Source organism: Agrobacterium sp. CGMCC 11546 (assembly GCF_013365515.1).
GTDB classification, from domain to species: Bacteria; Pseudomonadota; Alphaproteobacteria; order Rhizobiales; family Rhizobiaceae; genus Agrobacterium; species Agrobacterium fabrum.
On the sequence record NZ_CP047387.1, the window covers coordinates 2,960,764 to 2,987,530 of the forward strand.

30 protein-coding genes are annotated in these 26,767 nt (G+C 59.0%); 14 read left to right on the plus strand and 16 right to left on the minus strand.

The annotated features are described in order from the left end of the window. Positions 1 to 46 precede the first annotated feature (46 nt). The gene (locus GSF67_RS14530; protein ID WP_006310089.1) at positions 47 to 916 is read right to left on the minus strand and encodes a carbon-nitrogen hydrolase family protein; all 870 of its coding nucleotides are present in this window, start codon (positions 914 to 916) and stop codon (positions 47 to 49) included. Beyond that, positions 913 to 1,518, minus strand: a complete 606-nt coding sequence (locus GSF67_RS14535; protein WP_006310090.1) for a GNAT family N-acetyltransferase — start codon at positions 1,516 to 1,518, stop codon at positions 913 to 915. Before GSF67_RS14535 ends, GSF67_RS14530 begins: the two co-directional genes overlap by 4 nt. A gap of 72 nt (positions 1,519 to 1,590) precedes the next feature. Here GSF67_RS14535 and GSF67_RS14540 point away from each other — a divergent pair, with 72 nt between their 5' ends. The 3 genes from GSF67_RS14540 to GSF67_RS14550 all read left to right on the plus strand — a co-directional run bounded on the left by GSF67_RS14540 (position 1,591) and on the right by GSF67_RS14550 (position 3,204). Further along, positions 1,591 to 1,992, plus strand: coding sequence for a ketosteroid isomerase-related protein (locus tag GSF67_RS14540; protein ID WP_006310091.1), 402 nt, complete (start codon positions 1,591 to 1,593; stop codon positions 1,990 to 1,992). A 94-nt stretch (positions 1,993 to 2,086) separates the two neighbouring features. Beyond that, positions 2,087 to 2,668 (plus strand): helix-turn-helix transcriptional regulator, encoded by a 582-nt coding sequence (locus GSF67_RS14545; RefSeq protein WP_006310092.1) that lies wholly within the window; start codon positions 2,087 to 2,089, stop codon positions 2,666 to 2,668. 17 nt (positions 2,669 to 2,685) lie between these two features. Further along, entirely contained in the window at positions 2,686 to 3,204 is a 519-nt protein-coding gene (locus GSF67_RS14550; protein ID WP_006310093.1) for a GNAT family N-acetyltransferase, read from the plus strand. A 15-nt stretch (positions 3,205 to 3,219) separates the two neighbouring features. Here the strand turns inward: GSF67_RS14550 and GSF67_RS14555 are convergent, their stop codons facing one another. Continuing rightward, positions 3,220 to 4,293, minus strand: a complete 1,074-nt coding sequence (locus GSF67_RS14555) for an alpha/beta fold hydrolase (RefSeq protein ID WP_006310094.1) — start codon at positions 4,291 to 4,293, stop codon at positions 3,220 to 3,222. A 143-nt stretch (positions 4,294 to 4,436) separates the two neighbouring features. On the opposite strand from GSF67_RS14555, the gene GSF67_RS14560 reads away from it, so the two are divergent. Next, positions 4,437 to 5,528, plus strand: coding sequence for an AraC family transcriptional regulator (locus GSF67_RS14560; RefSeq protein ID WP_006310095.1), 1,092 nt, complete (start codon positions 4,437 to 4,439; stop codon positions 5,526 to 5,528). Positions 5,529 to 5,531: 3 nt separating this feature from the next. Here the strand turns inward: GSF67_RS14560 and GSF67_RS14565 are convergent, their stop codons facing one another. Together GSF67_RS14565 and GSF67_RS14570 are read right to left on the minus strand one after the other, a co-directional pair. Then, a complete protein-coding gene (locus GSF67_RS14565; RefSeq protein WP_006310096.1) occupies positions 5,532 to 6,635 on the minus strand; it encodes a TRAP transporter substrate-binding protein in 1,104 nt (367 codons plus the stop codon). 127 nt (positions 6,636 to 6,762) lie between these two features. Further along, positions 6,763 to 7,236, minus strand: a complete 474-nt coding sequence (locus tag GSF67_RS14570; protein WP_006310097.1) for a group III truncated hemoglobin — start codon at positions 7,234 to 7,236, stop codon at positions 6,763 to 6,765. 139 nt (positions 7,237 to 7,375) lie between these two features. Here GSF67_RS14570 and mbfA point away from each other — a divergent pair, with 139 nt between their 5' ends. Next, a complete protein-coding gene (gene mbfA, locus GSF67_RS14575) occupies positions 7,376 to 8,359 on the plus strand; it encodes an iron exporter MbfA (RefSeq protein ID WP_006310098.1) in 984 nt (327 codons plus the stop codon). A 64-nt stretch (positions 8,360 to 8,423) separates the two neighbouring features. On the opposite strand, the gene GSF67_RS14580 is transcribed toward mbfA, so the two are convergent. Next, entirely contained in the window at positions 8,424 to 9,038 is a 615-nt protein-coding gene (locus GSF67_RS14580) for a transglutaminase-like cysteine peptidase (RefSeq protein WP_006310099.1), read from the minus strand. 119 nt (positions 9,039 to 9,157) lie between these two features. Then, positions 9,158 to 9,946: a carboxylesterase gene (locus GSF67_RS14585; RefSeq protein ID WP_006310100.1), complete on the minus strand. Its 789-nt coding sequence runs from the start codon at positions 9,944 to 9,946 to the stop codon at positions 9,158 to 9,160. 187 nt (positions 9,947 to 10,133) lie between these two features. Here GSF67_RS14585 and infC point away from each other — a divergent pair, with 187 nt between their 5' ends. The 6 genes from infC to pheT all read left to right on the plus strand — a co-directional run bounded on the left by infC (position 10,134) and on the right by pheT (position 16,074). Continuing rightward, on the plus strand, positions 10,134 to 10,670 hold the full coding sequence (gene infC / locus GSF67_RS14590; protein ID WP_080728780.1) for a translation initiation factor IF-3: 537 nt from the start codon (positions 10,134 to 10,136) through the stop codon (positions 10,668 to 10,670). 189 nt (positions 10,671 to 10,859) lie between these two features. After that, a complete protein-coding gene (gene rpmI, locus GSF67_RS14595) occupies positions 10,860 to 11,063 on the plus strand; it encodes a 50S ribosomal protein L35 (protein ID WP_003493355.1) in 204 nt (67 codons plus the stop codon). A gap of 40 nt (positions 11,064 to 11,103) precedes the next feature. Next, positions 11,104 to 11,508, plus strand: coding sequence for a 50S ribosomal protein L20 (gene rplT, locus GSF67_RS14600; RefSeq protein WP_006310103.1), 405 nt, complete (start codon positions 11,104 to 11,106; stop codon positions 11,506 to 11,508). Between the two features lie 164 nt (positions 11,509 to 11,672). Beyond that, positions 11,673 to 12,551 (plus strand): lipopolysaccharide kinase InaA family protein, encoded by an 879-nt coding sequence (locus GSF67_RS14605; protein WP_010970767.1) that lies wholly within the window; start codon positions 11,673 to 11,675, stop codon positions 12,549 to 12,551. Beyond that, the gene (pheS, locus tag GSF67_RS14610) at positions 12,544 to 13,626 is read left to right on the plus strand and encodes a phenylalanine--tRNA ligase subunit alpha (protein WP_006310105.1); all 1,083 of its coding nucleotides are present in this window, start codon (positions 12,544 to 12,546) and stop codon (positions 13,624 to 13,626) included. The genes GSF67_RS14605 and pheS overlap by 8 nt, the downstream gene beginning before the upstream one ends. A 24-nt stretch (positions 13,627 to 13,650) precedes the next feature. Then, positions 13,651 to 16,074, plus strand: coding sequence for a phenylalanine--tRNA ligase subunit beta (gene pheT / locus GSF67_RS14615; RefSeq protein WP_006310106.1), 2,424 nt, complete (start codon positions 13,651 to 13,653; stop codon positions 16,072 to 16,074). Positions 16,075 to 16,133: 59 nt separating this feature from the next. On the opposite strand, the gene GSF67_RS14620 is transcribed toward pheT, so the two are convergent. Beyond that, complete coding sequence (locus GSF67_RS14620) at positions 16,134 to 17,135, minus strand: aldo/keto reductase (RefSeq protein ID WP_006310107.1); 1,002 nt, start codon at positions 17,133 to 17,135, stop codon at positions 16,134 to 16,136. A gap of 116 nt (positions 17,136 to 17,251) precedes the next feature. Here GSF67_RS14620 and GSF67_RS14625 point away from each other — a divergent pair, with 116 nt between their 5' ends. Then, complete coding sequence (locus tag GSF67_RS14625) at positions 17,252 to 18,142, plus strand: LysR family transcriptional regulator (RefSeq protein ID WP_006310108.1); 891 nt, start codon at positions 17,252 to 17,254, stop codon at positions 18,140 to 18,142. On the opposite strand, the gene GSF67_RS14630 is transcribed toward GSF67_RS14625, so the two are convergent. The 4 genes from GSF67_RS14630 to GSF67_RS14645 all read right to left on the minus strand — a co-directional run bounded on the left by GSF67_RS14630 (position 18,143) and on the right by GSF67_RS14645 (position 21,191). Further along, entirely contained in the window at positions 18,143 to 18,586 is a 444-nt protein-coding gene (locus tag GSF67_RS14630; protein WP_006310109.1) for a GNAT family N-acetyltransferase, read from the minus strand. 1 nt (position 18,587) lies between these two features. Further along, positions 18,588 to 19,538, minus strand: a complete 951-nt coding sequence (locus GSF67_RS14635; protein ID WP_035214541.1) for an aldo/keto reductase — start codon at positions 19,536 to 19,538, stop codon at positions 18,588 to 18,590. Positions 19,539 to 19,647: 109 nt separating this feature from the next. Then, a complete protein-coding gene (locus GSF67_RS14640; protein ID WP_006310111.1) occupies positions 19,648 to 20,631 on the minus strand; it encodes a GlxA family transcriptional regulator in 984 nt (327 codons plus the stop codon). Further along, positions 20,631 to 21,191, minus strand: a complete 561-nt coding sequence (locus GSF67_RS14645) for an isochorismatase family protein (protein ID WP_035214565.1) — start codon at positions 21,189 to 21,191, stop codon at positions 20,631 to 20,633. Before GSF67_RS14645 ends, GSF67_RS14640 begins: the two co-directional genes overlap by 1 nt. A gap of 180 nt (positions 21,192 to 21,371) precedes the next feature. Between GSF67_RS14645 and GSF67_RS14650 the strand changes: the two genes are divergently transcribed. After that, positions 21,372 to 22,355 carry a Gfo/Idh/MocA family protein gene (locus GSF67_RS14650; RefSeq protein WP_006310113.1) on the plus strand — a complete coding sequence of 328 codons (984 nt, stop codon included), beginning with the start codon at positions 21,372 to 21,374 and terminating at the stop codon, positions 22,353 to 22,355. On the opposite strand, the gene GSF67_RS14655 is transcribed toward GSF67_RS14650, so the two are convergent. Together GSF67_RS14655 and GSF67_RS14660 are read right to left on the minus strand one after the other, a co-directional pair. Then, a complete protein-coding gene (locus tag GSF67_RS14655; RefSeq protein ID WP_006310114.1) occupies positions 22,352 to 22,705 on the minus strand; it encodes a hypothetical protein in 354 nt (117 codons plus the stop codon). The two genes, GSF67_RS14650 and GSF67_RS14655, sit on opposite strands and share 4 nt — an antisense overlap. A gap of 12 nt (positions 22,706 to 22,717) precedes the next feature. Continuing rightward, positions 22,718 to 22,960 carry a hypothetical protein gene (locus tag GSF67_RS14660; protein ID WP_006310115.1) on the minus strand — a complete coding sequence of 81 codons (243 nt, stop codon included), beginning with the start codon at positions 22,958 to 22,960 and terminating at the stop codon, positions 22,718 to 22,720. Positions 22,961 to 23,150: 190 nt separating this feature from the next. On the opposite strand from GSF67_RS14660, the gene xseA reads away from it, so the two are divergent. After that, positions 23,151 to 24,749, plus strand: a complete 1,599-nt coding sequence (xseA, locus tag GSF67_RS14665) for an exodeoxyribonuclease VII large subunit (protein ID WP_006310116.1) — start codon at positions 23,151 to 23,153, stop codon at positions 24,747 to 24,749. On the opposite strand, the gene GSF67_RS14670 is transcribed toward xseA, so the two are convergent. Both GSF67_RS14670 and GSF67_RS14675 read right to left on the minus strand, forming a co-directional pair. Beyond that, positions 24,750 to 25,952 (minus strand): mandelate racemase/muconate lactonizing enzyme family protein, encoded by a 1,203-nt coding sequence (locus GSF67_RS14670; protein ID WP_006310117.1) that lies wholly within the window; start codon positions 25,950 to 25,952, stop codon positions 24,750 to 24,752. It abuts the gene before it with no gap. Between the two features lie 50 nt (positions 25,953 to 26,002). Next, positions 26,003 to 26,710 carry a FadR/GntR family transcriptional regulator gene (locus tag GSF67_RS14675; RefSeq protein ID WP_006310118.1) on the minus strand — a complete coding sequence of 236 codons (708 nt, stop codon included), beginning with the start codon at positions 26,708 to 26,710 and terminating at the stop codon, positions 26,003 to 26,005. Positions 26,711 to 26,767 lie beyond the last annotated feature (57 nt).

A 26,767-nucleotide genomic window follows, 5' to 3' on the forward strand; every position in this document is an offset into this window, starting at 1 on the left:
ATGCCGCAAAGCGGGAATTTGGTTAAAAGCCCTTTAAAATGGGCTTTCAGACCGCAAATTGCTCTGGCCAGTCGCGGCGGGTGGCAACCTGTCCCTCGGTACGCAGCCTTGCCACAGTGGCAAGATCGATATCGGCGATCAGCATCGAGCTCTCCGTCACCGCATCGCTTTCGCTTTCCGCGAGGATGCCGGATGCCGGCATGCCGTAGTCGGACGGTACGTAAAGCGCCGCCCGCCCGCGATTTTCATCGACGGCAGGAGACCATGGAGCCTCGCCCGCGGTGGGGGAGGAAAGAATGGCATATTGATTTTCCAGCGCCCGGGCCTGCGCGCCGATGCGCACCCGGTAAGCGCCGGCCAAAGTGTCGGTGCAGCTGGGCGCGAGCACCAGTTCAACTCCGAGTTCTGCCAGCTTGCGGCCGAGCATTGGAAACTCATTGTCGTAACAGATCAAAATACCGAGTCTGCCGATGCTCGTCTCGAAGGCTTTCAAACCCTCGACCCCGGCATGAATGTTCCATTGCTCCCGCTCGAAGCGGGTCATGATCTGCTTGTCCTGATAACCGATCAGGCCATCAGGGCCAAACAGCCACGCCCGGTTGCGGAACTTGCCGTCCGGGTCCTTCACCGGCGCGCTGCCGGGCTGGAACAGAATTTGATGTTGCCGCGCCAACTCTTCGCAAAGCTCCACCCAGGAGGGGATGAGCGGCTGTATCTCTTCAATGGAACGGTGCAGATCGGAGCGCGCATCGGGTGGCAATTGCCCGGTCAGCGCCATCGCCGAATATTCCGGCAGAAGCAGCAGTTCCGCGCCCTTTTCCTTGGCCTCGCGGACGATGGCGGAAAGATGCGCGGCATAGGCCTCCCATGTCTCGATCAGTTCGATGGCATATTGGCTGGCCGCTAACCGTGTCATTCGTTTGCATCTCCGGCAATGGTCTTCATCCAGAAGGATAGCGGTTTTGCGCTTTCACTGCTCTCGTCGAGGTCCTGCCATGTGAAGCTGGTGCGCAATTCGGGATGGTGGCGATAACCCCGCTTTTCCCAGAACGCATTCAGCGGCACGTAATCCGCCGGACGGCGCGGATGATCAGCGGGCCGCTCGACAGCGCAGAAGGTGCACCAGTCGAAGCCCAGGCGTTTTGCATGGGCCTCCCGTTCCTCGAAGAAGCGCACTCCTATCCCGTGACCGCGATAGTCGGGCAGCAGCACGCTTTCTCCGAAATAAAATATCCGGTCCGGGTCGTAACCTGCCTTGAGGAAGGGCGCCTTCACCTCATCGGTTTCCGCCATCATCGGCATGCCGGTAGACATACCGACAACGCGCCCGTCATCGAGCGCCAGCACGAACACCGCGCCGTCAGTATCGGCATAGGTCGCGAGATATTTGCGCTCATAATCCAGCGTGCCGTCATAGAGATAGGGGAAGGCACGGAAGACGTTGATCCGCAGGCGTGCGAGGTCATCGAAATAGGCTGCGGCGTCAATGCCGGAAAGAGACTTGATTTCGACGGTCATGGGCATTTTCACTCTCGGTTGCACTGGTTATACCGTCATGGAACACCCGCGCAAGCATGAACGGAGAAGACAATGACCGCTGCCGAGACCATCCGCGCCTATTACGATGCCTTCAACCGTCAGGACATGAATGCCTTCCTGGCGCTGCTTCACGATGAGGTGGTGCATGACATCAATCAGGGCGAGCGCCAGACCGGCAAGGCCGCCTTCGCCTCCTTCATGGATCATATGAACCGCTGCTACCGGGAAAACCTCACGAACATGGTGATCATGGCGAGCGAAGACGGCAAAAGCGCATCCGCTGAATTCGTCGTGAACGGGGAATATCTCAAAACCGATGAGGGCTTGCCGGAAGCGAACGGTCAGAAATACGTGCTGCCGGCCGGCGCCTTCTTCGACCTGAAGGACGGGAAAGTTAGCCGAGTAACAAACTACTATAATCTGAACGACTGGATCGGCCAGGTCGGCGCCTGAACCGTCATTTGCCACGCGGAGTCCGCCACGAAGGATAACCATAATTTCCATTATCGTGGATATTGACTCCATCATGTGAGAATAATAATTTCATATGATGGAAACTGAAGATCGAATTCTAGAACGCTCCATCGGCGAGCGGATCAAGGTGTTGCGGGCTGAAAGCGGCCTGACGCTGGAACGGCTCGCCTCCGAATCCGGCGTCAGTCGCGCCATGATTTCGCGCATCGAGCGAGGGGAGGCGAGCCCCACCGCGTCGCTGCTTGCGCGCATCTGCGCAGCACTCGGCCTGTCGCTCTCCGGTTTCTTCGCGGAAAACGAAGAGGCGGTTTCCCCGCTGGTGAAGAAACGCGACCAGCAGCTGTGGAAAGACCCGGAGACCGGTTATGTCCGCCGCGCCATTTCCCCACCACGGGTGGCGTCCGATGTCGATATCGTTGAAGTCGAATTTCCGGCAGGCGCGCGTGTCGGTTTTCCGCCGCACGCGGCAAGCCGGGGCATGACGCAATATGTCTGGCTTTTCGAAGGTGTTCTGGAAATGACGAGCGGCGGTATCGTGCACCTGATGGAACCCGGAGATTGCCTTTTCATGCCGGTGGGCGAAGGGCATGTCTTTTACAATCCTTCCCAAAAACCCGCCCGTTATGCCGTCGTGCTGGATCAAAGACAGCGCTGATTCCCAGAGGAGTTCATATGGCCACCATCCGCGTATTGAACGGGCAAGAGACCATCGACGTCCTGCCCGAACTCTGCGACGTCCTTGCCGAGTGCGTGAATGGCGGCGCATCCGTCGGCTTCATGTTGCCCTTCTCCCCGCGGGATGCAGAACCCTTTTGGCGCTCCGTGGCGGAAAACGTGGGCGAGGGCGGCACGATCCATGTGGTGGCGGAAGTGGATGGCAGGGTGGTGGGCACCGTGCAGGTCGGCCTTGCTTCCAAACCCAACCAGCCGCATCGCGGCGATCTGATGAAGCTTCTTGTGCATCCCAAGGCGCGGGGACTTGGTCTCGCCCGCAAACTCATGGATAAGGCGGAGCGTGAAGCGGCTGCCCGTGGCCGTACCCTTCTGGTGCTGGATACGGCCACCGGCAGTGATGCCGAGGCGATCTATCCCCGTCTCGGCTGGCAGCGGGTTGGCGTCATTCCCGATTACGCCCTGTTTCCCGATGGGCGTTATTGCGGCACGACCCTGTTTTACAAGCGGATCGGCTAGCACGTTGCTGGGGGCTTATTGTCCGGGCTTCAGCGTTCGGTTGAAGGCGGCAACGATCATCTTTTCCAGCTCGGCATGAATATCAGAACGATCACGCGGCCCGGCCGGTTCGCAGATCGGATCCCGCTCGCCAACGGATTTGAGAAACGCGCTGGCGCCTTCCTTGCAGAGGGGCAGGAAGCTGAAATGGTCGGCCTCGTCGACCTGCTGATAGGTTGCACCGGACACTTCGGCCGCCAGCCTGTCCGCCAGCACCGCCGGCGGAATTTTCCCCTTGCTGCCGAGATTGATGAAGGTGAGCGGAATGTAGATCTTTCTCAAGCTCTCCGGCTGGAAGGCGAGTGCGAGGCCGGGATCGACCAGTACGGCGGAACGGATACGGGAATCGCGATTCTGCTGTTCGAAACGGGCCTTGTCGAGGGTTCTGAGATCGAGCTTGGGCACGCTGACCGGCTCTTTATTGAGATAACCCCGGCCCCCACCAAACCATTGGCAATCCGGCATCGTGGTATATTCTTCGCAATAACGCGCATAGGCGTCGAGATCAGCGCGGGCGCCGGATATCTCCATTGCCGCGCTACCGCCTAGCGAAAAGCCGAGGACGCCGATCCTGCCCGCATCGATCGAGGTGGACCATTTGCCTTGTGTCGTGAGGGCTGTGGCGATCGTGGAAAGATCGCCGGTCCGCTCCCAGATTTTCGGCGTATCGGCCGGCGTGGAATCGCCGCTTGTCGTGCCGGGATGGTTTGTGCCGGCAACGATGAAACCCTCACCCGCGAGTTTCGAGGCGATCCAAGCCATGCTGCGCACGCTGGCACCCGAGCCATGAGAGAGAAGCACCAGCGGAAGGCGGCCCGGCTGCGCCGCAGCGCCCTTGAAGGCGGGTGTGCCCTGAAAAATCCGATCCTCTCCGGAAATCACCTGTGTGCCCTTGCCGTCGGATGGATACCAGATCGTCACGGCAAGATCCTTGCCCCGTTCGGGCGAATGGATGGCGATGTCGCTGACGCCGACGGCCTCGCCCGCGAAAAGCGGCTGGATGGCGAGAGCGGAAAACAGGAAGGTCGTGATGGTCGTAAAGGTGCGCATGAAAACCCCGTGCGGTGAAAAGAACGAGATGCAATCTGCGCCGTCACCGGTTTTTTGCGTCCTTGATCGCGTTTGAGGTCGTACCGAAACGCGATCTGGTCCATGACTGGGCAAAATAGGGTCTCGCTTAGGGGATATCGTTCGTGCTGTTCATTCCGCTGCCTTTTGTCGTGGGGCTTCTGCTGGTCGTCATGTTCATTGTCTTCCTGCGAAGCGGAAACGACGTGCGGACCAACCGGGCCTTTCTCGCGTCCATTGCCCTTTGCGCCGTGCAATCTGTCCTCGTCGGGCTACGTTGGGGTTATGGCATCAGCGAAATGCGTTATGCCCTGCCGATCCTTGCCTCCTGCCTGCCGCCTCTCATCTACATCGCCTTTCGCGGATTGATGGGGGCGGGGCGGGAGAGCCGCAGGGTGATGCTCGCCAGTCTGGCCTTGTCGCCACTGTTGATCGTCGTGCTGGAATTTGCATTTCCGGCGGCGATCGACATCGCGCTGATCACCATTTTTGTCGGCCACGCCGTCGCGCTTCTTCTTCTTGGGAGGAAGGGGCCGGATGGGCTGGACGAGGCGCAATTCGCCAGCGTCGCCTCGGCACACCGGGCGCTTATCATCGCCGCGGCTGCTCTTTGCGTTTCTGCTCTTGTCGATCTGCTGGTGTTTTTTGATTTCGAATGGGCGCAGGGGCAGAATGTTGCAGCACTCGTCAGCAATGCCAATCTTTTCGGATTGTTGTTGATCGGTCTCATGGCGGCTCTCGCCGGTAAAAGCAAAGCGCCGCAAACGGCGGCGGAGCCGACTTCGGACTTATCGCCGACGGTAGAGCCATCAGAACAAGACAAGGACATCGTCGCAAGGGTCGACCGGCTGATGGAGGCGCAGGCGCTTTATCGCGACGAGAACCTCAACCTGTCCCGGCTTGCGAGACGCCTCGGCCTGCCAAGCCGGCAAATCTCGGGTGCGATCAACCGCTCCCTCGGCGTCAATGTCTCGCAATATGTCAATCAGCTCCGCATCCGCGAAGCCTGCCGACTGCTGGAGGAAACGGAGCAATCGGTGACGGCCATCATGTTGTCCGCCGGCTTTCAGACCAAGTCTAATTTCAATCGGGAATTTCGCCGTGTTACCGGCATGAGCCCGGTGGACTGGCGTGAACGCGAGGTGTGGAAGCTGGTATCGAACACTAAAACGGCCACCTGGCAGATGCCGGGTAGCCGTTTGAGGATATTGAAATGAGGATCAGAGCGTGCCGTTGCGCTGCTGGATCATCATGTAGGTATCATAGGTATATTCGGCGATCTGGGCCCAGAGATAGGCGTCCTTCTTGAAGGCCTGCTGGCTTTCATAGATCTTCTTGAAGCTCTCGTTCTTGGCCGAAATCTCCGCATAGGTATCCTGCGCTGCCTTGTGGCAGACGTCGAGAATTTCCTGGCTGAAGGGGCGCAGGATGGCGCCCTGTGCCACGAGTTCCTTTAGCGCCTTCGGGTTGCGGGCATCGTAACGCTCCAGCATGCTGGCGCTGCCGGCGGCGCAGGCGTCTTTCAGGATGCGCTTGTAGTTCTCAGGCAGATCGTTGAACTTCTGCAGGTTCACGAAAGCATGCACGGCCGGGCCGCCTTCCCACCATGCCGGATAGTAGTAGTACTTCGCGACCTTGTAGAAACCGAGCTTCTGGTCGTCATAGGGACCGACGAATTCGGTGGCGTCGATCGTGCCCTTTTCCAGCGCCGCATAAACATCGCCGCCGGCGATCTGCTGCGGTGTCACGCCAACTTTCTGCATCACCTGGCCCGTCAGGCCGGCAATGCGCATCTTCAGGCCCTTGAGGTCGTCGATGGTGTTGATTTCCTTGCGGAACCAGCCGCCCATCTGGGCACCGGTATTGCCGAGCAGGATCGAGTAGATATTGTGCTGGGCAAGGAATTCATTGAGCAGCTCGTTGCCACCGGCCTGGTTGAACCAGGCATTTGTCTGGCGTGCATTGAGACCGAAGGGGACGGAGGTTCCAAGGGCGAAGGTCGGGTCCTTGCCGACATAATAATACGAGCAGGTATGCGCCATTTCAACGGTGCCAGCCGTCACCGCATCCGCCGCCTGCAACGCCGGCACGATTTCGCCGCCGGCAAAATGCTGGATGACGAAATTGCCGCCGGAGGCTTCCTTGACATGGTCGGCAACGAGCTGGCCTGCGCCGAACAGAATGTCGAGGCCCTTGGTGAAGGACGACGTCATGCGCCAGGTGATCTTGGGGTTTTCCTGCGCGATGGCCGGAGCGGCCAGAGCGGTTGCGGTAACACCGGCGCCGACGGCGCCCGCCTTGCGGATAAATGATCTGCGATCCATGTCGATAAGCCCTGCTATGTCTGTAAAAACAGGCGAACCGCACGGTACGCCTCCCGCTGGCTACTAAACATTTATCCCTGCGGCCATCAAGAGGGAATATTGAAACTCGCGTGGCTCTTTCTTTGCCTTAAGACCCACTGCGTTTTAACGCCGGGTCATCCATTGCAGGATTATAAAACAGCGAAAGCGTCAGGCTTCTGGCGATGCGTTCCGCCGTTTCCATGAACCAGTCATGCGCCTTTCTGCTCGGCGCGATGTCATCGAGCGTCACTGAAAAAAGTGCGAGCCATTGCGGAAAAAGCTCCGCCGACATGCCTTTTACCCCCAGATGCGCCTGCACCGGTTTGCCACCATAGCTACCATTCTTGAAGGCGATAGCCGTCCAGAACTGTTTCATCCTGGCCATATGTTCCGGCCAGCGCCCGGCAAGCCTTGCATCAAAAACGGGGCCAAGCGTCGGGTGTTCAAGAACACGGCCGTAAAAGGTCTCTACCAGCAGATCGATAAAAGCGGCGTCGACGCCGATCTCAGCCATGGCCTTTTCCGCCCTGTCCTGAGTTTCCGCATTGTGGGCGGCTCGCCCTGCAATTTGATCCTGCATCGTCTTTCCTTTTTGGCAAATTTACCGCGCAGCGCCGCTGGCTGCAATGCGACCTATTGCCTTGTTAGAATTATTCTAAAACGACTTGATCTCGACACGAGGCGGATGTATTTAGAATTATTCTAAAAAGGTTTGAGCCATGTTTCGCAGTCTTTTTTCCCTGTCCAAACGCCCTTTTTCCTCGCTCGGCGAACAGGAAATCCTGGCACTCGCCATTTCGTCCGAAGAGGACGATTCCCGTATATACCGCTCCTATGCCGATCACCTTCGCGCGCAATATCCACAATCGGCCAAAGTTTTCGAGGATATGGCCGAGGTCGAGCAGCAGCATCGGAATGTCCTGATCGACATGCATCGCCGTCGTTTCGGCGAAACCATTCCGCTGATCCGCCGCGAACATGTGCGCGGTTTTTACGAACGCACGCCGGACTGGCTGGTGAAGAACCTGTCGCTTGAGAAAATCCGCGCCCAGGCCGAATTGATGGAAGCGCAGGCGATCCGCTTTTACGATGAAGCCGTCAAGCGCACCACCGATGCATCCACCCGCAAGCTCCTGGGTGATCTGGCCGAGGCGGAACGGGGTCATGAAGACATCGCCCAAATGCTGGAGGAAAAACATCTTGATGAGGGCGGCCGCACGGAAGAGGAGGAAACCGCCAAGCGGCAGTTCCTTCTGACCTATGTGCAGCCGGGCCTTGCCGGCCTTATGGACGGCTCCGTCTCGACGCTGGCGCCGATCTTCGCGGCGGCCTTTGCCACACAGGATACGTGGCAGACCTTCCTGATCGGTCTTTCCGCCTCGGTCGGTGCGGGTATCTCCATGGGCTTTACAGAGGCCGCTCATGACGACGGCAAGCTTTCCGGCCGTGGATCACCGCTGAAGCGCGGCCTGGCGTCGGGCATCATGACGGCCGTTGGCGGTCTCGGCCACGCGCTGCCCTATCTCATCCCGCATTTCTGGACGGCCACGGCGATTGCCGCCATCGTCGTTTTTGTGGAACTCTGGGCCATCGCCTTCATTCAGAACCGCTTCATGGAAACGCCGTTCCTGCGGGCGGTGTTTCAGGTGGTGCTGGGTGGCTCGCTGGTGCTGGCGGCCGGCATTATCATCGGCAACGCGTGAAAAAAAAGAAAGAGCCCGGGATGGCGGGCTCAATCAAAATTATATCAGACCTGGAATTTGAGTGTCAGCGCAACGCGCCGACCAGAACGTCGCGACCATCTTCAATGGAAATCCAGCGGCCCGTATTGAAGGACGCCTGCCGCTTCAGATAGGTGTAGTTGGTGTCGGTCCACAGCTTCACGTCGTCGGTGAGGTTGTCGAGAATGTAATCTCCATCCGTGGTGCGAAGCGTCAGCACGGCATGGCCTTCTCCGTCAGGCTTGCGCACGACGGTGATCAGTAGATCGGCCACGGAAAAACCGCGCTCGATCAGCTTCTTGCGCTTCAGCAGCACGAAATCTTCGCAGTCGCCGGCGGTCGTCGGATATTCCCAGACCTCGTCCTTGCCGTAGATTTCCTGGTCGGTCATCGCCACGATGGTGGTGTTAACGGAAGTATTGATCTCGCGAATGACGCCCCAGCCATAGTCGGTGACGCGCGGCGGCGGAGTCACCTTGCTGCGGATGTTGCACTCGTCGGCGTATTTCTGACAGAACTCGTAATGGCCGATTGGCTGGGACGTGATCCCGCCCGTTACCATGGAAGGGCTTCCCTTGATTTCCGCCATGGCGGAGGCAGCAGTCATTAGCCCGGCAGCAACTGCAAACAGCAGAGCACGCGCCAGCGGTGCGTTCATCATGAAACCCGTCCCTTAAATTCTTAACGAAAAGTTAAGAGGGATGGGGGGGAGGAGTCAATCATTAGCAATCGATGGCGCGCAAGACTCGTTGAATATGGTTAAGAGCGTTGCGCAAATGCCTATATTGCAAGGGCTTTGACGGCCGCGAGCATCCGCTCGATATCCTGCGGCCGGGAAAGCCGGTGGTCGCCGTCGCGGATCAACGTCAGCACGACATCGTCGGACGGAAGATGTTCGATGAGCTTTAGCGCATGCTGATAGGGAACATCGGGATCGCGCATGCCCTGCAGAACATGAACCGGGCAGCCGGTGGTGATGATGCCCGTGAGCACACGGTTCTGCTTTCCGTCTTCCATCAGCGCGCGGGTGAAGATGTTGGGCTCGGGGCTATAGTCCGAATGTTCCTCGAAATAACCCCGCTCTGCGAGAGAGGTCTTTTCCGCGTCCGAAAGGCTGGGCTCTATCAGTTCCTGCGTGAAATCGGGCGCAGGCGCGATGAGAACCAGACCGGCGACCGAGGGCCCGCCACCCGCCTTGCGCAACTCCTCGATCATGCGCAACGCAATCCACCCGCCCATCGACGAGCCGACGAGAACGACGCGCGACGACGCCTTGGCGCGCACTACTGCAAGTGCCTCTTCGAGCCATCGCGAGATCGTGCCTTTGTTGAAATCGCCGCCGGAAGCGCCGTGGCCGGAATAATCGAGCCGCAGGCAGGCAAGGCCGTTTTCCGCTGCGAAGCGATCGAGTTCAACTGCCTTGGTTCCCGTCATGTCGGAGCGATAGCCGCCGAGCCAGACGAGCGTGGGTGCATCCGGCTGAGATGTTGCTGGGCGATGGAGGAAGGCGATGTTGCGGGCATCCTCGCCCATTCCTATATGCAGGAATTCAGCAGTTTGTTCGGTCATGTATATGCAATTCTCCTGATTTTCGTGCAATATCGGCGGCGTATTTGCAAAAACCGTGGCAACAGGTGATCTTTTCGGGCAGATATGCTATTGACTTCGCCACGGCAATAACGACATTTCCGCCGCTTGTACCAAACAAGCTGTTTTTTGCTGACGTGATCCAGAAACAGATCAGGAGAATACGACCATTCGCAGACCTTTCAAAGCCGATGCCCCCGTTAAGGAGGGCCCGCGCTCCAACCGGGAAATTCGGGTTCCCAGAGTTCAGCTTATTGATGAAGAGGGCCAGAACCTCGGTAGCATGCCGACGGATCAGGCTTTGAAAATGGCGGAAGAGGCCGGTCTCGATCTCGTCGAGATTTCGCCTAACGCTGAACCGCCGGTATGCAAGATCCTCGATCTCGGCAAGCTTAAGTACTCGACCCAGAAAAAGGCCGCTGAAGCGCGCAAGAAACAGAAGATCGTTGAAGTCAAAGAAATCAAGATGCGCCCCAATATCGACACGCATGACTATGACGTGAAGATGAAGGCGATGAACCGGTTCTTTGACGAGGGCGACAAGGTGAAGGTTACCCTGAAGTTCCGTGGCCGTGAAATGGCCCACCAGGAACTCGGCATGAAGCTTCTCCTTCAGGTTAAGGAAGATACCCAGGCAATTGCCAAGGTGGAAGCCGAGCCGAAGCTGGAAGGCCGTCAGATGATGATGGTTCTCGCCCCGAGATAATTTGCGCCAGTTCTGAAAGCTGCGTAAATCACCGCCGCAAGGGGAAATTTTCATTCCCCGTTGCGCTTTTAGCCGACTGCGGTTATAAGCGCGCGTCCGAACGGTCCGGCAGGGCATGCCGAGGCCGTTCCTGAATAGCTTGAAATAGGCCTCGTCTGCCTGTTTCGATACAAAAAACGGAGTAGCAAAATGCCCAAGATGAAGACGAAGTCCGCTGCAAAAAAGCGGTTCAAGATCACCGCCACCGGTAAGGTTGTTGCAGCCGCCGCCGGTAAGCGCCACGGCATGATCAAGCGTACCAACAAGTTCATTCGCGACGCGCGTGGAACCATGGTTCTCGCCGAAGCTGACGGCAAGAAAGTCGTCAAGAACTACCTGCCGAACGGTCTCTGAGACTTTTCCGCACTTTTGGACACTTTAAGGAGATCATGACATGGCACGCGTAAAACGTGGCGTAACTTCCCGCGCCAAGCACACCAAGACACTCAAGGCAGCCAAGGGCTTCTACGGCCGCCGCAAGAACACCATCCGCGCAGCAAAGGCTGCCGTGGATCGTTCCAAGCAGTACGCTTACCGCGACCGCAAGGTCAACAAGCGCAACTTCCGCGCTCTGTGGATCCAGCGTATCAACGCTGCTGTTCGCGAATCCGGCCTGACCTACGGCCGCTTCATCGACGGCCTGAACAAGGCTGGCATCGAAGTCGACCGCAAGGTTCTGTCCGACATGGCTATCCATGAGCCGGCAGCATTCGGCGCGCTCGTTGAAGCAGCGAAGAAGGCGCTTGAGTACCTCAAGAATGCCGGTACGACCAACGAGTTTGAAACCGCTGTAAAGTAATTACGGCGCGGACAATCTGTTGTCATTTGAAACCCGCGTCGGGAAACCGGCGCGGGTTTTTCGTTTTGAGCTGCTGATACATTTCCCTCGGCGTTTTTTAATTTAGAAATTTAGAAGAGTTGGAGTATTCACGCCGTTTGGAGCGAAACCTTTGGTGGACGAAAATGCTGGTCAATAAAAGTGAGGTTGTGGAAACGGAAGGTTTTCGCGTTCATCTTGACGACGATGACATCGCAACCGTGATGCGTGTCCTCCTGAAAAGTGACCGGCGCATTCAGAAGGTCGAGCTTTCGCAGCTGACGGTATGGATCAAACGGCAGGGCACGGAACGGGTGACCTGGTGGATGAAAATGCAGAAGCTGCTGTCGAAACTTCTGCCCTACACCTTTCTTCGTCCTTCCGAACCGCTTGACGGTGCGGGCCTCATGCAGCGAGAACTGGAAACATTGCAGCAGTTCCAGCAACGCGGCTTCCCGGTTCCGCCGCTGATCTATTCTTCACGCACGGCGGTGGTGCTGGGAGATGTCGGACCGACGCTCATGGAGCGGATGGATGCGCTGAAGTCGTCCGATCCGGTGGAGCATGACGCCTTGCTTGTGAAATCCGCGGAAGCGCTCGGCGAGCTTCATGCTGCGGGCCTCTGCCACGGCCGCCCGCATGTGCGTGATTTCTTTTTAAAGGACGGCCGTGTCGGTTTCATGGATTTCGAGGAGCGCCCGCAGGAGGTCATGCCGCTTGAAACGGCGCAGGCCCGCGATATCTGGCTGCTGTTTCTGCAGGTCGCGACCCGTGCCTGTGATGCCCCTAAAACCCGCGACGCAGCCTTTTCACGCTGGCTTGAAAACACCCCGCCCCGGGCAGTCGAAGAATTAAGCCGCCTGACCGGCATTCTCGGGCGATTTTTACCGCTTGCCCGGTTGATCGGGCGCGTGCGGATGGGTAGTGATCTGCGACGCTTTATCATGGCGACCGACTATCTGATGAATGCTGTGAACACCGACGCCGCTGTTAAAAAGTCCGGCAAGGCAGGAAAAGATGACTGAACTTGATACCTTGAAATCGCAACTGATGTCGGAGATCGCCGCCGCTGCCGATGAGCCGGCCATCGAGGCCGTGCGCGTCTCCGCGCTCGGCAAGAAGGGCTCGGTTTCGGAGCTTCTGAAGACGCTTGGCAGCATGACGCCGGAGGAGCGCCAGACCCGTGGCGCTGCCATCAACCAGCTGAAGACCGAAATCACCGACCTTATCGGCGAGCGCAAGAACGCGCTGAAGGATGCGGCCATCGCCGCCCGGCTGAAGGCGGAAACGGTGGATGTCAGCCTGCCGGTGCGCCAGTCGCCTACCGAACGTGGCCGTATCCATCCGATCAGCCAGATCGTCGATGAAATCACCGCCATCTTCGCGGATATGGGTTTCTCGATCGCCGAAGGTCCTGACATCGAGACCGACTATTACAACTTCACGGCACTGAATTTCCCTGAAGGCCATCCGGCACGCGAGATGCACGACACCTTCTTCTTCCAGCCGGATGAAAAAGGCGAGCGCAAGGTGCTGCGCACCCATACCTCGCCGGTGCAGATCCGCACCATGGAAAGCCAGAAGCCGCCGATCCGCATCGTCATTCCCGGCAAGACCTATCGCCAGGATTCCGATGCCACCCATTCGCCGATGTTCCATCAGGTCGAGGGTCTTGTCATCGACAAGAAGGCGCATGTCGGCAATCTGCGCTGGGTGCTGGAAGAGTTCTGCAAGACCTTCTTCGAGGTCGATAGCGTCGTCATGCGCTTTCGCCCGTCCTTCTTCCCCTTCACGGAGCCGAGCTTCGAGGTGGACATCCAGTGCGACCGTTCCGGCCCCATTGTCAAGTTCGGCGAAGGCAAGGACTGGATGGAAATCCTCGGCTGCGGCATGGTGCACCCCAATGTGCTGCGCGCCGGCGGACTGGATCCGGATGAATATCAGGGCTTTGCCTGGGGCATGGGCCTCGACCGCATCGCCATGCTGAAATACGGCATGCCGGACCTGCGCGATTTCTTCAACGCCGATGTCCGCTGGATGAACCATTACGGCTTCCGCCCGCTCGACATGCCGACGCTGTTCGGCGGTTTGAGCGTTTAATCCGGTTAGCCAAGGAGCAACGACATGAAATTCACTCTTTCCTGGCTGAAAGAGCATCTCGAAACGGATGCGACTCTGGACGAGATTTGCGAACGGCTGACGGCGATCGGTCTTGAAGTCGAGGATGTCGATGACAAGGCGGCCTACAAGCCTTTCGTCATCGCTAAGGTCGTCTCCGCCGAAAAACATCCGGAGGCGGACCGTCTCAAGGTGCTGATGGTGGATGCGGGTGACGGCAAGCCGGTGCAGATCGTCTGCGGCGCGCCGAATGCGCGCGCCGGCCTTGTCGGCGCGCTGGCGCGTCCCGGCGTTTACGTTCCGGGCATCGATGTTACGCTTGCCGTCGGCAAGATACGCGGCGTCGAAAGCCACGGCATGATGTGCTCCGAAAAGGAGCTTAACATTTCCGACGATCACGACGGCATCATCGATCTGCCGGAAGATGCGCCTGTCGGCACGTCTTTCGCCACCTATGCCGGTCTCGACGATCCGGTCATCGAGATCAACCTTACGCCAAACCGTCCGGATTGCACGTCGATCTACGGCATTGCCCGCGATCTCGCCGCTTCCGGCCTCGGCAAGCTGAAGACGAAGGCTGCGCCCTCCTTCAAGGTGGAAGGCGCAACGCCCGTCGACGTGAAGCTGGAACTGGACGATGCGGCCCTCTGCCCCGGCTTTTCGCTGCGTATCGTGCGCGGCGTCAAGAACGGCCCGAGCCCGAAATGGATGCAGCAGCGCCTGATGGCGATCGGCCTGCGTCCCATCAATGCGCTTGTTGACATCACCAACTACATGACCTTCGATCAGGGCCGGCCGATGCACGTCTTCGACGCCGCCAAGGTCAAGGGCGATCTCACGGTCCGTCGTGCGAAAGAGGGCGAGACTATCCTCGCGCTCGATCAGCGCGAATACAGGCTCGGCCCGAACAATGTCGTCATCGCCGACGAAAACGGCCTTGAGTCGATTGGCGGCGTCATGGGTGGCGAACATTCCGGCTGTGACGAAAACACCGCCGACGTGCTGATCGAATCCGCTCTCTGGGATCCGATCAACATCGCCAAGACCGGCCGTTCGCTCGGCATCATCACCGATGCGCGTTATCGGTTCGAGCGCGGCGTCGATCCGGAATATATGGTTCCAGGTCTGGAACGCACCACCGAACTGGTTCTGGAACTTTGCGGCGGCATCGCTGGCGAAGCCAAGGTCGTCGGTTACAAGGGCCATCAGCCCAAGGTCGTGGATTTTCCGCTGTCGGAAGTGAAGCGCCTGACCGGTCTCGAAGTTTCGTCGGAAGAAAGCCTCGCCATTCTCAAAGGCCTCGGTTTTGGCGTCGAAGGAACGGGCGAGCGCGTATCCGTTACCGTCCCGTCCTGGCGTCCTGACGTCGACGGCAAGGCTGATCTGGTCGAAGAAGTCATGCGCATCCACGGCGTTGACAATATCAAGCCGGAACCGCTGGAAAACTTCGGTGCCGTCAACGGCCGTATCCTGACCACGCTGCAGATCCGCACCCGTACTGCGCGCCGTGCCTTGGCAAGCCGTGGCATGCTGGAGGCCGTCACATGGTCCTTCATCCCGGAAGCGCAGGCGAAGCTTTTTGGCGGCGGTTCGCCCGCGCTGAAACTGGCCAATCCCATCGCGGCCGACATGTCGGATATGCGGCCCTCGCTGCTGCCGGGCCTTCTCACCGCCGCCCAGCGCAATGCCGACAAGGGCCATGGCGACGTGGCGATCTTCGAGGTTTCCGGCACCTATGAGGGCGATACGCCTGAGAAGCAGCGTCGCGTTGCCGGCGGTATCCGCCGTGGCACGGCCTCGCTCGCTGGCAGCGGCCGCATGTGGTCCAACGCGGCTAAGGGTGGCGGCAAGCCGGTGGATGTCTATGATGCCAAGGCCGATGCTCTCTCGGTGCTGGAAGCCTGCGGCCTGCCCATGGCCAATGTGCAGATCGAAGCAGGCGCTCCCGCCTGGTATCACCCCGGCCGTTCCGGCACCATCAAGATGGGTCCGAAGGTCGTGCTCGGTTATTTCGGTGAGTTCCATCCCAAGACGCTGTCCGAGCTGGATGTTTCTGGCACCTATTGCGGTTTCGAGATTTATCTCGACGCCATGCCAGAGCCGAAGAAGAAAGCGACCCGCACCAAGCCTGCACTCGAGCTTTCGCCGTTCCAGGCGGTCAAGCGCGACTTCGCTTTCGTGGTCGACAAGTCGGTGGAAGCAGGAGCCATCATCAAGGCCGCAACGAGCGCTGACCGAAAGCTGATCACCGGCGTCAACGTATTCGACATCTTCGAAGGCGCATCGCTCGGCGAAAACCGCAAGTCGGTGGCCATCGAGGTCCAGATCCAGCCAGTCGACAAGACGCTGACCGACGAGGATTTCGAAGCCTTGACGGCCAAGATCGTTGGCAATGTCGAGAAATCGACGGGCGGCGTTCTACGCGCCTGAAAGCCTGAGAGCGGATGATAGAATGAAAAAAGCCGAGGCAGTTGCCGCGGCTTTTCTTTTTAGCGGTTGGCCATCTGCGACATGCGTTCGGGATATCGTTCCCCTGCAACCTTTGCCGGCGAGAGCAACGCACCGAGGCTGGCGACTTCGTCCGCCGTCAGCGAAACATCCGTTGCAGCCACGTTCTTTTCCAGGTTGGCAATCTTCGTGGTGCCAGGGATTGGAACGATGAAGTCGCCCTGCGCCAGAACCCAAGCGAGTGCCAGTTGCCCGGCGGTGACGCCCTTCTCGGCAGCCATGTCCTCCAGAAGCTTGATGAGCGCCAGATTGGCGTCGAAGTTCTCGCTTTGGAAGCGCGGCAGGCCGCGGCGGAAATCATCGGCGGCAAGGCCGTCGAGTGACTTCAGCGCGCCCGTCAAAGCGCCGCGACCGAGCGGGCTGAAGGGGACAAAACCGATGCCGAGTTCGCGGCAGGTTTCCAGCACGCCGTTTTCCTCCACGTCACGGGTCCACAGCGAATATTCGCTCTGAATGGCCGCAATCGGATGAACAGCGTGCGCTTTGCGAAGAGTTTCGGCGCTCGCTTCAGACAGGCCGAGATATTTCACCTTGCCCTGTTGGACCAGCTCGGCCATGGCGTCTACCGTATCCTCGATCGGGACATTGGGATCGACGCGGTGCTGGTAGAACAGGTCGATGACATCGACACCGAGGCGTTTGAGCGAAGCTTCTGCGACGGCGCGCACGTTTTCCGGCCGGCTGTCGGTGCCCACCATCATCTGGCCTGCGGGTTTGCTGGGGTCGATCCTGAAACCGAACTTGGTGGCGATGACCACCTTGTCGCGATAGGGCTTCAAACCCTTGCCGACGAGAATTTCGTTATTGTAAGGCCCATAAACCTCTGCCGTATCAAAAAAGGTGACACCAAGTTCCACGGCGCGGTGCAGCGTTGCTATTGCGCTGCTTTCATCGCCGGTCGGGCTATAGGCATGGGTCATTCCCATGCAGCCAAGGCCAAGCGCCGAAACGGAAAGATTGTTTCCGAGGGTTCTCTTTTCCATCTGTTCGTCCTTCCATAAGGAGCCGCCCGTCATCAGGGCGTGATCAGAAAATAGCGTCTCATGGCGGTAAAAATAATCGCTGCAAATCCGCTTGGGTTGTTCTATCATTTAGAACAATGAACCGTGTGCAACTCTCCCAGCTGGCAGTTCTCGCCGCCGTCGCCGAAGGCCGCAGCTTCCGCAAGGCCGCCGCCGAGCTCGCCATTGCGCCTTCCGCCGTCAGCCATGCGGTGTCATCGCTGGAGGCGAGCCTCGGGTTACGCCTGCTGCATCGTACCACCCGCAGCGTTTCGCCGACAGAGGAGGGCAGGCGGCTTCTCGAAACGCTGGGTCCGGCGCTTGCCGACATTGATGCGGTTATCGAGACCCTTGCCGAGCATGGTGGAAGACCCGCTGGCCCCCTGCGCATCACCTTGCCGAGACTGGCCGCCGAGGATCTCATCGTGCCACGGCTGGGCGAATTCCTGCGACTTTATCCCGATGTTTCCCTCGAAATCTCAACGGATGATCGCTTCGAAGACATTGTCGCGAAGGGTTTCGATGCCGGTCTGCGTCTCGGAGAACATCTCGATGCGGATATGATTGCGGTGAAGGCGAGCGGCGCATGGCGCGGAGCGATCGTCGGCGCTCCCGCCTATTTCGCGGAAAATGCATCGCCGCGCGAGCCAAGAGATCTCATCCGCCATCGCTGTATTCGCCGGCGCTTCTCCAGTGGCCTGATCTATCGCTGGGAACTGGAGAAAAACGGCAAGCCACTGGTGGTTGATGTTCAAGGGCCGCTGATCCTGTCGGACCAGAGCCTCATTCGTCGGGCGGCAATCGACGGCGCAGGGCTCGCCTTTGTTTTCGAGCAGCGCGTTGAGGACGATATCGCGGAAGGCCGGCTCATCCGCGTGCTGGAAGACTGGTGCGCACCCTTCGACGGCTTTTATATTTATTATCCCTCGCGCCGGCAGATGCGCCCGGCGCTGAGGGCCTTCGTGGATTTCTTCCGCTTCCGCGGTTGATCAGAACGTGATGCGATAGCGGATATGCCCGTCGCTCTTCACGTAGCTGTCGTAAAGCTTCTGGGCGCGGTGATTGCCTTCGTCGGTGTTCCAGTAAAGCCGCGACCAGCCCCTATCCTTGCAAATAGTGATGAGGTCGTCCATCAGCGCCCGGCCCGTTCCCTTGCCGCGGATCGTGCCATCGACAAACAGATCTTCCAGATAGCAGTCCGGTGTCTTCACCCAGGTGGAATCATGGAAATGGTGGATGGCGAAACCGGCCATTCGCTCACCGAGCATAGCCACGCGCATGGAAACGCGGGATGTGGGATCGAGGATACGCGCCCAAGTGTGTTCCGTCACATCCTCGGCAAGATCGACCTTGTAAAAGGCAAGGTAATCGTTCCAGAGGCGCAGCCATTCCGCCCGGTCAGCGGGCTTTGTGTCGCGAATTGTGAGTTCCATCTTATGCGCCTGCCTTGTCGAGAAGGGTCATCATCTCATCCGTCAGCTTCAGATCGACAGCGCGTTTGAAGCTTTCAAGCTGCGACAGGCTTGTGGCGCTCGCGATTGGCGCCGTCACCGCTTTTTTCCGCAACAGCCAGGCTAGCGCGATATCCGCGAGCTTGGCCCCGGTCTGTACCGCCACAGCATCCATGGCGCCCAAAACGGCAAGACCCCGTGTGTTGACATAGTCGCCGACGCGATAGCTGCGGGCGACGCCTTCCGTATCGGCCTTGGCGCGATATTTCCCGGTCAGGAAGCCAGCGGCGAGGCTGTAATAATTGATGACGCCGATCTCTTCCTTGACGCAAAGGTCAGCAATAGGACCTTCAAAATCCGCGCGGTTATAGAGGTTATATTCGGGCTGCAGCACATCATAACGCGGAAGATTATTCTTCGTGGCCACGTCCAGCGCCTCCTGAAGTTGGCTCGCGGAATAGTTGGAGCAGCCGATGGCGCGGATTTTTCCCTGTTCCTTCAGTTTTGCGAAGGCGGCAAGCGTCTCTTCCAGCGGCACTTCAGGATCGGGTTTATGGGCGAGATAAAGGTCGATATAGTCGGTTTGCAGCCGCCTCAGCGAGGCTTCGACAGCTTCCGCGATCCACTTGGCGCTGAGGCCGGTCTTCTGGCCGCGATTGTCGAAACCGACCTTGGTGACGATAACGGCATCCTCGCGCTTCACGCTCGATTGCTTAAGCCATTTGCCGATGATCGCCTCGGATTCGCCGCCCACATGCCCGTCCACCCAGGCGGAATAGACATCCGCGGTGTCGATGGCGTTGAACCCGACGTCGAAAAATGCATCGAGCAGGGCAAAGGAAGTCTTCTCATCCGCTGTCCAGCCGAACACGTTGCCACCGAAGACGATCGGCGCGATGGAGAGGCCGGTGCGGCCAAGGCTTCGTTTTTCCACGGGAATGCTCCTGTTGCTGACTTTGCCGCAGGTTAGCAATTGCCCGCCTGCATAACCATTCAATTCCTTTGATGTCACTCATCAGCGAGGGGGGCGACGGCCGGAAAAATCAGGCCTGAATGCCGCGATAATGGCTGGGCGGATAACGATTGTGTTGTTGCCAGACGCGCCGTAAATGCCGGGCGGAGGCAAAGCCAGCCCGCTCGGCGATGGCTTCCATATCGAGACGGCTATTTGAAAGAATGTCACGGGCCAGATTGACACGCATCAGGTTGACGTAATCGATAACGCTGATGCCGGTATGCTCGCGAAACAGGCGCGACAGATGCCTTTCGCTGAGTGCTGCGATATCGGCCAACCGCTCCAGCGACCAGTCCCGCGCTGGTTCGGCCATCACCCGGTCCTGCACCCGGTGGATGGCGGGGTGCATGTGGTTGCGGCCGGTCAGCCAGGGGGAAATCTGCGGATCATTGCCGTTGCGCCGGAGGTAAACGACCATGGTTTGGGCGATGCGCGCCGCGACGGCGAGGGATGTCAGCCGCGAAACCACATGCAGCATCAGGTCGATGCCGGTGGAGATGCCTGCGCTGGAAAAACGGTTGCCATCCTCGACAAACAGCCGGTTTTCGGCCACCTGGGACAAGGGCGCGACACGGCGGAGCGTCTCGATGCAGTCGCTGTGCGTGGTGCAGCTCCGCCCGTCAAAAAGCCCGGCCTCACCCGCCAGCAATGCGCCGGAGCAGATGGAAATAACTGTCGTGTCGAGACCCACGACGCGGCGCAGCCATGCTGCCAACGCCTGCCGCTCCCGCCGGGTTTCCGGTTCGCTCTCCGAGCGCGACGTGCTGCCGGAGATCAGCAGAAAGGCATTCTCCGGCAGGGTGGCAGGCAGGGTTTCAAGCCCGCAAATGCCAAGGCCGATCGAGGACTGCTGCTTTTCCTGTGCTGCAATGTAGCGGCAGTCGAAAAAAACATCGCTCTGCTCGTCATTGGCATAGCGGATCACCTGCAATGGCCCGGCAATATCGAGCAGCAGCGCGTGCGGCGGCACAAGCGTATAAAAAGGAATGACGCGTGTGCCGCCTTTATCCATCAGGCTGCGGCCTTCAGCGGTGCAAGCGCGTCGCTCACAGTGGCGATGCGCGCGAAGCGGCCGGCCAGCACCAGCTCGGTCCGCTTGCGAATGTCATCCGCGCTGAACACTGTCCCGGAGGCATGTGTCATCGGAAAGGTCAGCGTCGCCTCGGTCACGTAATCGACACTGTAGCCGAGATCGGATGCGTGCCGGGTGGTGGTTTCGCAGCATTGCTCAGTGCGGATGCCGGAAACGATCAGCCGGTTTATGCCTCTCTGCGTTAGCCAGATCTCGAGACCGGTGCCGGCGAAGGCCGAGTGCCGCCTCTTGTGAAAGGTGACATCAGGGGTAATCCGCACCCCCTCCAGCGCGCGGATATAACCGCTGTCTTTCGAGAAGGCCCGGTCGCCATCGACATGGAAGATTTGCACGACGGGGATTCCCGCAGCCTTGGCGCCATCGATCAGTGCCTGCTGCTTCTCCAGATAGGCGGCAAGCCCGCTTTCTTCGAAATAGGGGGTATGCCGGAAGGATTCCTGAACGTCGATGACGAGAAGTGCGGTGTTGGACGAGGACATTTCATGGTTCTCCAGTGAGGTCATGGATAGCATAATTCTCCTATGTTTGTGCGGATAAAAGCACCCAGACCGACAAAGGAAGGACAAATCCAGCCATACCTAATTTCGTTGCCTGCCGGAGGTTTGCCAGCCCGTGCGATGGTGATAAGTTTCCGGTGAATGGCAGAGCGGGAGAATGAAATGCTGCGCTTCGGAATAATCTCAACGGCGAAAATCGCTCAGGATCACGTCATTCCGGCGATACAGGATGCGGAAAACTGCGTGGTGAGTGCCATTGCCAGCCGCGATCACGCCAAGGCGCGCACGGTTGCCGAGCGTTTTTCCGTACACCATGCCTTTGGTTCCTATGAGGAGATGCTGGCATCGGATGTGATCGATGCGGTCTATATTCCGCTTCCCACCGCGCAACATGTGGAGTGGACCATTAAGGCTGCCGATGCCGGCAAACATGTTCTCTGCGAAAAGCCGATTGCGTTGAAGGCAGAAGAGATTGATACGCTCATCGCTGCGAGGGACCGCAATGGTGTCATCGTGTCCGAGGCTTTCATGGTCACCTATTCCCCTGTTTGGGCCAAGGTGAGGGATTTGCTGGCGTCGGGCGCCATTGGCACGCTGAAACATGTGCAGGGCGCTTTCAGCTATTTCAATCGTGATCCCGGCAATATGCGCAATATTCCCGAATTGGGTGGTGGGGCGTTGCCTGATATCGGCGTCTACCCGACCATCGTTACCCGCTTTGCCACCGGCGCCGAGCCCAGGCGCGTGCAGGCCACCGTCGAGCGTGACAGGGAATTCGGCACGGATATCTATTCCAGCGTCCGGGCCGATTTTGGCACGTTTGAGTTGAGCTTCTATCTGGCAACCCAGCTTGCCGCCCGCCAGCTCATGGTCTTTCACGGCACGGACGGTTACATCGAGGTGAAGTCACCATTCAACGCCAACCGCTGGGGTGCGGAAGAGATAGAACTAACCAATCAGGCCCATGACCAGTCGCAGTTCTTCCGGTTTCAGGATAGCCGCCAGTACAAGCTCGAGGCGGAGGCCTTTACCCGTGCGGTGAGAGGTGAGGGACAGGTCGTTACTTTGGAAAATTCGAGGAAGAACCAGCTTTTCATCGACGCCATCTACCGCGCGGCGGAAAAGGATGGTTGGGAAACGGTTTAAGTCCGCTGTTTTTGCAGCCGAAAATATCCGTAAAGCGCCAGGACCAATGCTGCGATCGCTGAAAGTGCGAGCGGGATGAACGGCTGCAAAAGCGGGTTGCGCCATAGCAACAGGGCAAACAGGCCGACGCCGACGATCCGGGATGTGAGTGTGACGGCATTCTTCAAAAAGCCGTTGAGCTCTGCGCCATTCGACCGGTTAAGCTGCCAGCTCGTCGCAAGTCCCGCCGCCGCACCGGGCAAACGGGCTGCCAGCGGATCGACGTGGAGATAGAACACAAGCAGACAGGTAACGGCGAGATCGACGGCTAATCCGCAAATTTCGGTCAGCGCGAAGTGCGGAAGTCTCAACGGGGTGGGCTTTTAAAGCGTCGGCTGCGTGGAGCGCGGGCGCTGCAGCACCAGAAGGCTGATAACGACACCCACGACGCCGAAATTATAACCGGCAAGCGCCAAGAGCAGTGACATCAGCGGCACGGCCGTGGAAGAAAGCACCATTGCGACACCATAGGCGCCGATGATCATCATGCAGATGAAAACGATGCTGAACACAGAACGCAACGCCACTGCGGTTACGCCAAGCACTGTGGCGGTAAGAAAAATCATGATGCCGCCTCCTCTTTTGGTTGCCGGGTCTGGAACAAGACGTAGCGTCTCGTTCCCTAACGAACCCTTGTTTTCTCCTCCAAACCCTGTTTTGCTAACTCGTTAGTTGAGGATATGGTTTCATCGTCGTTAAAATCTGGCTGGCGAGCACCGGCATTTCCGAATCGACGGCTTTTGGTTACAAACGGTCATGAGCGATATCTTCTCCCACGCCGCCTTGAGCAATCTTGCCGAATTTTCGGTGTCCGAACTGTCGGGTTCCATCAAACGCACGGTGGAGACGGCTTTCGAGCAGGTGCGTGTGCGCGGCGAGATTTCCGGTTATCGTGGCCCGCATTCTTCCGGCCACGCCTATTTCTCGCTGAAGGATGATCGTGCCCGTATCGACGCGGTGATCTGGAAGGGCACGTTTTCTCGGCTGAAGTTCCGCCCGGAAGAGGGCATGGAAGTGATCGCCACCGGCAAGATCACCACCTTTCCCGGTTCCTCGAAATACCAGATCGTCATCGAAAGCCTGGAGCCTGCCGGTGCCGGCGCGCTGATGGCGCTTCTGGAAGATCGCCGGCGGCGGCTGGCGGCAGAGGGGCTTTTTGATGCGGCCCGCAAGCGTCCCCTGCCATTCATGCCGCGTGTCATCGGCGTCGTCACCTCGCCCACGGGTGCGGTCATTCGCGATATTCTTCACCGTATCTCGGATCGGTTTCCGGTCCACGTCGTCGTCTGGCCGGTCAAGGTGCAGGGCGAAGGCTCGGGCGAGGAGGTGGCGAACGCCATTCGCGGTTTTAATGCGCTGAAGCCCGGTGGCGACATTGCCCGTCCCGATGTGCTGATCGTCGCGCGCGGCGGCGGTAGCCTGGAAGACCTCTGGAGCTTCAATGACGAAATCGTCGCGCGCGCGGCAGCTGAGAGCGAAATCCCGCTGATTTCTGCCGTCGGCCACGAGACCGATACGACATTGATCGATTATGCCGCTGATGTGCGCGCGCCGACGCCGACAGGCGCTGCCGAAATGGCGGTGCCGGTGCGGGCGGAACTCGAAGCGCAGCTTTCCGGTCTCGCTGCCCGCCTTTCCGGTTCGGTCTCGCGGCAAATGGACAATCGCCGCCAGGGCGTGCGCGCTTTGGTGCGCGCTTTGCCATCGCTCGATCAACTTCTGGCCCTGCCGCGCCGCCGTTTCGATGAAGCTGCGAGTGGTCTTGGCCGTGGATTGGAATTGACGACGCTGAACAAGCGCCGCGCCTTCGAACGTTCCGCCTCGGGGCTGAGACCGGAAACCCTGTTGAACGGTCTCAAACACCACAGGCAGCGCGTCACCGAGCGTATGCACCGGGCCGAGACCCTGGTGGAGCGCCGTCTGTTGCAGGGTAAAGGCCGGGTTGATTCATTCGATTCCGCGCTGCGTTCGCTTCCTGCCCGCCTGCTTGGCCAGCTGGAACGGCAGAAGGAACGGGTCGTCACCGCAGCGCGCCGGGCCGATACAGCGGTGCTGCACCGTATGGCGCAGAACCGTTCCGGTCTCGCCGCCCATGATCGTATCCTGCAATCGCTCTCTTACAAGAATGTGCTGAACCGCGGTTATGCCGTGATCCGTAACGGAGAGAACCGGCCGCTGACCCGTGCTGCTGCCATTGCCTCAGGCGCTGTGGTGTCGATGGAATTTGCCGATGGTCGCGTTTCCGCCATCACGACGGGAGAGGGGACAACCGCCCCGGATATCGCCGCCGCGCCAAAAAAGAAGCCGGCGAAACCGGCTTCTTCTGACCCGGGCAATCAGGGCAATCTGTTCTGATCAGATCGACGCGGCATCCGAAAAACGGCGGCTGACGGTGAAGGTCTTTTCGATATCGGGATGCAGCTCCATGCCGAGGCCGGCACCCGGTGGCACGGTGATCATGCCGTTTTTCACCTCGGGCAAAGCGGTGACGAGATCGCGATACCAGGTCTTGTAGAAGGCGCGCACGCTTTCCTGCACCAGCGCATTCGGCGCATTGAGCGACAGATGCGTGGAGGCACAGAGCACCACCGGCCCCGTGCAATCATGCGGCGCAACCGGCAGGTGCCAGGCTTCCGCCATGGAGGCGATCTTGCGCGCTTCCGAAAGGCCGCCGCACCAGCTGATGTCGAGCATGACAATACCGGCCGCACCCGTTTCCAGGAGATCGCGGAAAGCCCAGCGGGAACCGAGCGTTTCGGACGCGGAAATCGGGGCAGGCGACACGGCGGCATACCGCGTCAGGCTGGACAGGCTGTCCATCTTGATCGGATCTTCATGCCAGAAGGTCTGGTAGGGGGTGAGCGCCTTGGCGATCTGCATGGCGGGCAGAAGCTGCCACATGGAGTGGAACTCCACCATGATATCCATCTTGTCGCCGACCGCCTTGCGGATTTTTTCAAACGGCTCGAGCGCGCTTTTCAGGTCCGGCATCGAGATATATTGCCCGCGCGTCTTTTCCGCCGCCGCATCAAACGGCCAGATCTTCATGGCGGTGATGCCGTCTTCCAGCAGCGAATGGGCAAGCTCGTCCGCCCTATGCAGGAAGCCGTTCAGATCATCATAGTCCTTGCCGCCGGAGAGGCCATAATTGGCCGTCTGCTGGCCGGTGGCCTTCTTGATATATTCGGTGCCCGCGCAGGTATTGTAGGTGCGGATTTCCTTGCGGCTGAAGCCACCGAGCAGCTGGGCGATGGGCTGGTTGGTGGCCTTGCCGAAAATGTCCCACAGCGCGATATCGAAGGCCGAATTGCCACGCACTTCCGCACCCGATGAACGGAAACCGAGATAACCGACAAGGTCCTGAGCCAGCAGGTCGATCTGCAGCGGATCGCGGCCGATCACGCGGGGGGCGATATATTCATGCACATAGGTCTCCACCGTCTCCGCTCCGAAGAAGGTTTCGCCGAGCCCGGTAATGCCCTCATCCGTATGGACCAGAACCCAGAGCAGGTTCGTCCGTTCCGCCACACGGACGGTCTCGAGTTTCGTGATTTTCATGGTGTCTCCTCCAGAGGCAGTCGTTTCCATCTGGGACTGCGTTGAAAAAATCAGGCAATGCCGGCTGCCAGAAGTGCATGCACACTTTCATCGAAATGCCGCGCCATCAGCGTTGAGGCGGTTTGCGGGTCGCCTGCGGCAATGGCCTGTCCGATGGCGATATGCAGTTCGCACGCGGCGAGGCGCTGTGCATCGGAGGTGCGGCTTTTCCAGCCGATCGGCCAGGTCTGGCGTGTCACATTCTGGAAAGCGCCGAGAATGAGTTCGAAAACCGGGTTTTTGGAGGCTCTGGCAACAGCAAGGTGAAAGGCAAGGTCATGCTCCATCACCCTGTCATTGTCGCTGAAGTCCCGCTCCATATTGTTGGCGCGGTCGAGGATTGTAAGCGCTTCCGCGTCGGTGCGCCGGAGCGCTGCGAGCGTTACGGTTCTGACTTCGATGGTGCGGCGTACGTCGTAAATCTGCTGTATGTTGATCTGCTCGGTGTGAATGCCATGCTCGAACATCAGCGACATCGCACCATGGTCCAGCGTCGCCACAGTTGCGCGCTTGCCCGCGCTGACATCGATCAGCCGCATGGCCGACAGAGACCGGAAAGCCTCGCGAACGACCGTGCGCGAGACGCCCAGCTGTTGCGAGAGCGAAAGTTCGCTCGGCAGCTTCGCGCCGGGCGCCAGCTCGTTTTCGCGGATATGGCGGGTGATCGCGCCGATCGTGCTGCTGACGAGGCCGGAATCATGCGAAATGGCGTTTAACATTTTTCCTCCAACCTGTAGTACAGGTTTATGGAAAATTGCTTACAGGATTTTCTCTAC